This is a genomic window from Methylobacterium sp. J-070, from assembly GCF_022829385.1.
Classification (GTDB): Bacteria; Pseudomonadota; Alphaproteobacteria; order Rhizobiales; family Beijerinckiaceae; genus Methylobacterium.
In genome coordinates this window covers 1-3,790 of record NZ_JAKSXX010000277.1, presented here as the reverse complement: position 1 = coordinate 3,790, position 3,790 = coordinate 1, and the positions used below count along the sequence as shown (strand labels likewise).

Sequence of the window (3,790 nt, the reverse complement as noted above, 5' to 3'; positions counted from 1 at the left end):
TGAGCGCCGTCGCTGTTCCGAAGGAGCGAGCGGCCGCACCGGCCTATGTTGACACTTGGTTGAAGGAGGCGAAGCGATCAGGCCTTGTGCGTCGGATCTTCGATGAGCAAGGTCTGCGTGAGGACGTCGTTGCTCCCTGACAGACCGACCGGCCGGACGAGCAGCGAGCACCTGAAGGCGAAGGGCTAAATGAAATGAGCGACACGCCTGCCCCGGATCGTGCTGCCCGCGTGATCGCCGAGAACGTCTACGCGGCGTTCTGCCGCCAAGCGAAGATGCCAGCCCGTCCGCTTGAGGAGCAGACGATCCTGACGCGGCTCGTCGAGGCGATCCGTCCACAGATCGGCAGCGGGTCTCCGGGAGCGATTGTCGAGGCTGCTAACGCCGCCTTGTCTGCCTGGGAGATGCGGGATCCAGATATTCGCGGCCCTCGCGTCGTAGCGATCAATAAAATCGACGGCGCGGTGACTTTAGGGTAGCCATCCGCCGACCCGTAGTGGGAGCCTTGAAGGCGGAGCGGTCATAGCGAGGCCAGCATGCGCAGTGGACGATCAAAGCGTAAGCTACCAGACACCCTGACCCAACACCTGACGGATCCGACGATCGTGGCCTTCAGGCCCCGGGCCAGTCGGCGTAGCCCCTACCGTGTGTCCGGATCAGCGGAGAAGGTTGCCGTCTCCGCCGTGACGTTGGTCGTCGTGGTGCTGGCCGGCGGCCGCATGTTGGGCCTGTGGTGACCCCTTTCGCCGCCTCGTTGAAGAGGCGCTGAAAGCGGACGGTCATCGCTCTAGGACGACATGCCGCCGACGATTATGGGAAGGAACGACTTCGGCAGCTCTAGTTAGGGATCTCACACAATGAGATCTCAGCTATGTGGTACCTCTACGGCTTCGTGCTGCTGGCTGGCGTCGCCAACGCGGTTCAATCAGGACAGAACGGAGCCCTTTCGAAGGGTTTGGACGAGTCTTTGACCGCCGGCTTGGTCGTGGTCGCAGGCACCGCCAGCTGCATTCTCGTGGTCGGCCTACTCTCCGGCAAGCTCGCATGGCCGACTGCGGCTCAAGCCCTCGCAATGCCATGGTGGGCCTGGCTCGGCGGTATCCTTGGCGGCTGCATCATCCTGGCGCAGTTTTTTGTCGCGCGTCAGATCGGCGCCGCACCTTTCCTCGGCCTTCTCGTCACCGCAGGCGTGGTCACCTCGATCGTGCTGGACAACTTCGGTTGGGTCGGTTTCGAGCGGCACCCCGCCAGTGTGTGGCGGATCCTCGGAGGTCTCCTGATGGTGGGGGGCGTGGCACTTGTCGCACTGTTCTGATCGTTGATCGCCCTCACATCAGTCTTATCCGCAGCTCAGCACTCAAAGCACCAATCCATAATGGCGAGCACTCGGTATGATCATCGACACGCGGCGGAGATCTGCCGCGAGCACGGCTGGGGCGTCGGCACCTGCCTTGTCGGCGATGCCGGCTTCGGCCCGACTGTCATCCAGATTACCGCCCTCGGTGATAAGATCATGCTCGCGAAGATCATTAGGCAGGGCTGCGCATCGATTGGCTACCACGATGCCCAGGCGTGGTCCCTTTCCCTCCGCGACTGGCAACATGTGGGTTGATCCCGGTCTGATCGCGAAACGCCGCACGAGGTGAGCTATGACATCGCTGCTCGACCAACTTCGTGAGATGACCGTGGTGGTCGCCGATACGGGCGACATCAGCACCATCGAGAAGCTCAAGCCGGTGGATTGCACCACCAACCCGTCGCTGCTCCTGAAGGCGGCCGGCATGGAAGGGCTCGCTCCCATCGTGGACGAGGCGGTGACCTGGGGCAAAGCACAGGGCGGCGAGACCGAGGATGTCGTTCAGGCCGTCGCCGACCGGCTCGCCGTGTCGGTGGGCGTCGAGTTGACGAAGCTGGTGCCGGGGCGGGTCTCCACGGAAGTGGACGCCAACCTCTCCTTCAACACGGACCGGACGTTGGAGAAGGCGCGAGCTATCATCCGCGCCTATGACGAGCGTGGCGTTTCACGCGACCGAGTGCTGATCAAGATCGCCTCAACTTGGGAGGGCATCCAGGCGGCGCGCGTGCTCCAGCGCGAGGGCGTGGACTGCAACCTGACCCTGCTGTTCCATCTCGCGCAAGCCATGGCCTGCGCGGATGCGGGCGTGTTCCTGATCTCGCCTTTCGTCGGCCGCATCACCGATTGGTACGCCAAGGCCGAGGGGAAGACCTACACGGGCGCGGACGACCCCGGCGTTCAGTCGGTGCGGGCCATCTACGCCGCCTACAAGGCGCACGGGATCGAGACCGTTGTGATGGGCGCCTCGTTCCGCAACGTCGGTCAGATCCAGGCGCTGGCGGGCTGTGATCGGCTGACCATCTCGCCGAAGCTGCTGGACGAACTCGCGGCCACGCAGGGCACGCTCCCCCGCGTCCTGTCGTCCGACACCTACGGTGAACCGCCCGAGATACCTGACACCGACGAGTTCTCGTTCCGTTGGGAAATGAACGAGAGCGCGATGGCGACGGAGAAGCTTGCCGAGGGTATACGGCAGTTCGGCAGCGATCTACGCGCGCTGCATGCGCTGATCCGAACGAGGCTCACTGAGCGTCATTAGGAAGGGTTACGCTGTGTCCCGCTCCCCGCTTCTGATTAGCTGAACGATCTGCTCATCCGTTTTCCCGCGGACCCTGTACCCGCGACGCTCCAACTCATCCACCATGCTTTCGCGGGTCTGTAACTGCTGTTCCAGCGACTTGCTCATTGGTCCGAAACGGGTGGCGACGGCTTGGCTTAAGCGTTTTGGCATACTCATTGGACAAATATATCTAGCGCATTTGATGGCATTGAGGCGATCTCCCCCGGCAACCTGTGATCAGATCGGTAAGGCAGTGCCTGGACTTGCACGGGCTGCCACTGCCGACTCAGATCGCTGGAACCGACCCGTGGCGGTTGTATCCACTACCAAAGTTCAACCGCGTTTTTAGGTAAGTCGCCCTCAGGAGTGGAGGGCGCGGTTCGTGCCGCTGCCGTGGATCGAGGCGCTCGTCGCCATCAATGAGGACATCACCGCCTGTGAGGGGCGCTTCCACCGACAGTGCGTTCAGGTGGCCCACTTGGCCCAGCATGGGCATGTCCCGGCCGAAGACGAGATGCTGCTCGCATCCTACATGACGAGCCTCACCCTGCTCCGTGCTCATCGAGACAGCCTCTTGGCGGCTGTCCCAACCGACGCATGAACGCCGCCAAATCCCGTTCCGGGATCGACTCGCGGCCGACCGTTGAAGCTCAGCTAACCGTCCTCGGCCATCCTGATCTCGGGCCGCGTCGCGTATCGGCCCCTCGCCGTCAGGAACGGCACAAGCCCCGCCAGCCCGTAATTTGATCGGGCGGCGGGGCAGCGTTCGTCATCTCAAGGACCTAATCTTCACCGCGGCCTCGGCGAGCATGCTGCATGTGCAACCTCTACAGCCTCATCCGGCCGCAGTCCGAGATCGGTAGGGCGTTCAGCATCGAGCACGACGACACCGGCAACCTGCCGCCGCAGCCAGGCATCTTCCCCAACACCGCGGCTCCCGTGATCCGCATGCGCGAGGGCGCACGTGCCTTATCGATGATGCGCTGGGGCATGCCGTCCCCGGCCTTCGCGCTTAAGGAGTAAGAAGGTCGATCCTGGCGTCACGAACGTGCGCAACACTGCCTCGCCGTACAGGCGACGCGGGCTGGTGCCCGCACACCGCTGCCTCGTGCCATTCACGAGCTTCAGCGAGAACGAGAAGGCCGCGGACGGCT

General features: G+C 63.3%; 6 protein-coding genes. 5 read left to right on the top strand and 1 reads right to left on the bottom strand.

Annotation, left to right across the window (positions count from 1 at the left end):
- Positions 1–194 precede the first annotated feature (194 nt).
- Both MKL01_RS31275 and MKL01_RS31270 read left to right on the top strand, forming a co-directional pair.
- On the top strand, positions 195–479 hold the full coding sequence (locus MKL01_RS31275) for a hypothetical protein (RefSeq protein WP_243909071.1): 285 nt from the start codon (positions 195–197) through the stop codon (positions 477–479).
- Positions 480–871: 392 nt separating this feature from the next.
- On the top strand, positions 872–1,315 hold the full coding sequence (locus tag MKL01_RS31270; RefSeq protein WP_243909070.1) for a DMT family transporter: 444 nt from the start codon (positions 872–874) through the stop codon (positions 1,313–1,315).
- Positions 1,316–1,357: 42 nt separating this feature from the next.
- Here MKL01_RS31270 and MKL01_RS31265 read toward each other — a convergent pair whose 3' ends face one another.
- Entirely contained in the window at positions 1,358–1,603 is a 246-nt protein-coding gene (locus tag MKL01_RS31265; RefSeq protein ID WP_243909069.1) for a hypothetical protein, read from the bottom strand.
- A 46-nt stretch (positions 1,604–1,649) separates the two neighbouring features.
- Here MKL01_RS31265 and tal point away from each other — a divergent pair, with 46 nt between their 5' ends.
- From tal to MKL01_RS36320, 3 genes are all read left to right on the top strand, one after another.
- Positions 1,650–2,615, top strand: a complete 966-nt coding sequence (gene tal / locus MKL01_RS31260; RefSeq protein ID WP_243909068.1) for a transaldolase — start codon at positions 1,650–1,652, stop codon at positions 2,613–2,615.
- 403 nt (positions 2,616–3,018) lie between these two features.
- Positions 3,019–3,237 (top strand): hypothetical protein, encoded by a 219-nt coding sequence (locus MKL01_RS31255; protein WP_243909067.1) that lies wholly within the window; start codon positions 3,019–3,021, stop codon positions 3,235–3,237.
- A gap of 215 nt (positions 3,238–3,452) precedes the next feature.
- Positions 3,453–3,659: a hypothetical protein gene (locus tag MKL01_RS36320; RefSeq protein ID WP_409566388.1), complete on the top strand. Its 207-nt coding sequence runs from the start codon at positions 3,453–3,455 to the stop codon at positions 3,657–3,659.
- Positions 3,660–3,790: the final 131 nt, after the last annotated feature.

Coding starts and splice junctions, on each gene's coding strand:
- MKL01_RS31275 (WP_243909071.1), top strand. CDS start 195: ATGAGCGACACGCCTGCCCCGGATCGTGCTGCCCGCGTGATCGCCGAG.
- MKL01_RS31270 (WP_243909070.1), top strand. CDS start 872: ATGTGGTACCTCTACGGCTTCGTGCTGCTGGCTGGCGTCGCCAACGCG.
- MKL01_RS31265 (WP_243909069.1), bottom strand. CDS start 1,603: ATGTTGCCAGTCGCGGAGGGAAAGGGACCACGCCTGGGCATCGTGGTA.
- tal (WP_243909068.1), top strand. CDS start 1,650: ATGACATCGCTGCTCGACCAACTTCGTGAGATGACCGTGGTGGTCGCC.
- MKL01_RS36320 (WP_409566388.1), top strand. CDS start 3,453: ATGTGCAACCTCTACAGCCTCATCCGGCCGCAGTCCGAGATCGGTAGG.